Here is a 1,723-nt window from a genome sequence, read left to right as displayed (position 1 = left end):
ATGCGCTCGCGGACGACGCGCTCCATGCGCGACAGACCGGTGCGGACCTGGTTCTGGATGAGCTCGCCGACGGCGCGGATGCGACGGTTGCCGAAGTTGTCGATGTCGTCGACGTCGAGACGGATCTCGACGGCTTCGCCGTGACGGATGCCCGGGATCGAGGCATCCCCGTTGTGCAGCGCCACGAGGTACTTGATCGTCGCGACGATGTCGTCGACGGTGAGCACCGAGTCGCTGAGCGGCTTGTCGAGGCCGAGCTTCTGGTTGATCTTGTAACGACCGACCTTGGCGAGGTCATAGCGCTTCGGGTTGAAGTAGAAGTTGTCGAGCAGCGCGCGGGCGGCCTCGGCGGCGACCTGCTCACCCGGACGCAGCTTGCGGTAGATGTCGCGGAGGGCGTCTTCCTTGGTGAGGATCGTGTCCTTGCTCAGCGTGTCTTCGATCGACTCGTAGCCGGCGAACTCGTTGAGGATGTCCTCGGAGGAGAGGCCCAGGGCCTTCAGGAAAACGGTGACCGACTGCTTGCGCTTGCGGTCGATGCGCACGCCGACCTGGTCGCGCTTGTCGATCTCGAACTCGAGCCACGCACCGCGGCTCGGGATGACGCGGGCGGAGACGATGTCCTTGTCACTGGTCTTGTCGGGCGTCTTGTCGAAGTAGACGCCGGGGCTGCGGACCAGCTGCGAGACGACGACACGCTCGGTGCCGTTGATGATGAAGGTGCCCTTGCCAGTCTGGAGCGGGAAGTCGCCCATGAAGACCGTCTGGGTCTTGATCTCACCCGTGAGGTGGTTCATGAACTCGGCCTCGACGTACAGCGGGGCGGCGTAGGTCTTGCCGCGCTCCTTGCACTCTTCGATCGAGTACTTCTCGGGCTCGAGGTACGGGTTGGTGAAGCTCAGCTGCATCGTCTCGCCGAGGTCTTCGATCGGCGAGATCTCCTCGAAGATCTCCTCCAGACCGCTCTTCTCGGGCACGTCGGTGCGGCCGGCGGCCTTCGCCTCGGCGACACGCGCCTTCCAGGCGTCGTTCGCGACGAGCCAGTCGAAGGACTCGGTCTGCAGAGCGAGAAGGTCGGGAACCTCGAGGGTGTCCGTGATCTTCGCGAACGACAGGCGCGAAGCGCCGCGGCCGTTCTTGGGGGTGGTGGTGGAATTGGTTGCGTTGGGCGCAGCAGCCAAGGGGATTACCTCCATGAGCCCGGGCGGGGGCTGGTTTCCTTGTCGTCAGGTGGAGTGCTCCGTTCCCACCGCCTGCCGCGCGCCGCCGAGTCTTTCGAGTGGCGGGGATCTGCAGGCGCAAGCCGACCACCATATGAGGGCATGGGGGAAGGGAGCGCAACTACCCACTATAGGCCGCGCGACGCGCCATGGCAAGCCGGATCCTTGACGAGTTTCGACGCCTGCGGTATAACCGCGCGGGGTGGCCGTGAGAAATGCGGCCTGGGTGGGGTTCGTGGCGGCGACGGGGGTGGGTGGTTCGCGGTTTACGGCTTCGCAGGAGTCTGCTGGTCGGCCTGCCGCAATAACTCAGGAACGCGGGCCCGATTTGCGCGATAACGGGCGGTTCGGGGCCCGACGCAGCGCGATTCTCCTGAGTTGTTGCGGTGCGGGGGTTGTGGCTCTGGGTCGTTGGGCGCGGTGGTCGCGGCGGTGGGCTCGGCGGGGCTCTGGCGGGCTCTGCGGGGCGCCGACCGCAATAACTCAGGAACCCAGGCCCGATT

At 65.6% G+C, this 1,723-nt stretch carries 1 pseudogene; it reads right to left on the bottom strand.

Annotated features, from left to right (window positions below):
- Positions 1–1,181, bottom strand: a pseudogene (locus tag BGO46_RS04175) (DNA-directed RNA polymerase subunit beta); the annotation flags it as partial.
- Between the last annotated feature and the right edge of the window lie 542 nt (positions 1,182–1,723).

Origin of the sequence: Microbacterium sp. 70-16, assembly GCF_001898315.1 — a bacterium.
Taxonomy (GTDB): Bacteria; Actinomycetota; Actinomycetes; order Actinomycetales; family Microbacteriaceae; genus Microbacterium.
Note: the sequence above shows the minus strand (reverse complement) of the source record. Positions and strands in the feature narration are given on the sequence as shown.